This window comes from Streptomyces klenkii (assembly GCF_003626645.1).
Classification (GTDB): domain Bacteria; phylum Actinomycetota; class Actinomycetes; order Streptomycetales; family Streptomycetaceae; genus Streptomyces; species Streptomyces klenkii.
The window spans coordinates 1-1,235 of record NZ_RBAM01000120.1 but is presented as its reverse complement, the minus strand read 5'-3'; the positions used below and the strand labels follow the sequence as shown (position 1 = coordinate 1,235).

1 protein-coding gene is annotated in these 1,235 nt (G+C 73.4%); it reads right to left on the bottom strand.

Annotated features, from left to right (window positions below; genetic code table 11):
- Positions 1–252 precede the first annotated feature (252 nt).
- Positions 253–1,235, bottom strand: a 983-nt coding sequence (locus D7231_RS36795) for a hypothetical protein (protein ID WP_199739537.1), incomplete at its 5' end; no start/stop codon positions are given.

Genomic DNA, 1,235 nt, shown 5'->3' with positions numbered 1-1,235 from the left:
GTCGGCCGGGCGGTGCCTGCGCCCGGTGTCCGGGGTTGCCGTGGACGGGACTGTCGCGAGGGCCGGGGCGGGCTCGCGGGGCCTTCGGTTCCGTCCTGGTTGCCGGCGCCGGAGGGGGTACCCACCCCTCCGATTTCGACATTATCAACATTACTACCGATGCGGTCACAGTGGCAAGCCGGCCGCAGGGGGGAGGGCCGGGCACGGCTGCGGGGACGCGGGCCCCCGCGTCCCCGCAGCCGTGCCTGCGGCCTACTGCTCCTCGGCGCCCTCGGTCTCCTGGAGTTGGGGCTCCTCCGGCGCCTGGGCGGCGTCCTCCCGGGCCGGGTGGTGGGTCTCGCCGCTGGCCACGGCCCGCTCGATGGGGGAGAGCTGGTAGCCGAGCGTCTCCAGCAGGCGGAGGTACTCGCCGATGCGCTCGCGCAGGGCACGCGGGTAGGCGAGGTGGTCGGTGCGCCAGGCTCGCCGGTCCTTCGCTCCGGCCTGCCGCTCGATCGTCGCGGCCACGGCCACGAAGTGGTGCAGGACCAGCCTGCGGGGGTCCGCCTGCGCAGCGGCTTCGGCGCAGGCGCTCCGGTCGGCGGTCTCGGGCAGGCCGAGCCACTGCCGGGCCAGTTCCAGGGCCTCGGGCGCGCCGAGGCCCTGGGTGATGATGTCGCCGCCGAGGAGTACCTGCTGGGCCGCGAACCGGCTCATCTGCTCCTGGGCGGTCTTCGGCCAGGTCTTGCGGCGGGTGAACTGGAGGAGCCAGTCCCGGCGCACATCCGTGGCCGCCACCCAGTCCTTGTTGCCCTCGACCACGGCGCGCATCGCCGCCGGGTCCGCCTTCTTGGCGCCGTTGCCGGAACGCGGCCGGTGGCCGTTCCCGGCCGGGTCCAGGCAGTACGCGGTCCAGTTGCCGATGTACTGGCCTGGGGCCATGACGTGCCCGGGGCACGACCGGTGGTCCTTCTCCCTGATCCACTGGCCGTCCTCCGCACCCCACAGATCGTGCAGCGCTGCTGCGCCGCGGGGGAGGTCGTGGTAGGAGTCGATGACCTGGACACCCGTTTCGACGTAGGTGGCGCGCTGCTCGGCCAGCTGTTTGCGCTCGGCGCGGTCGTAGCGCAGGCGCCGCAGCGTGTAGGCGAAGTCCCTGTTCTCCCGCGCCGCCTGGGTCAGCGCCTCCACGGCCCCGGCGTCGTCCTCGAATTCGATCAAGGCGGCCATGTGCTCCAGGTCCAGGGGGACGGCGT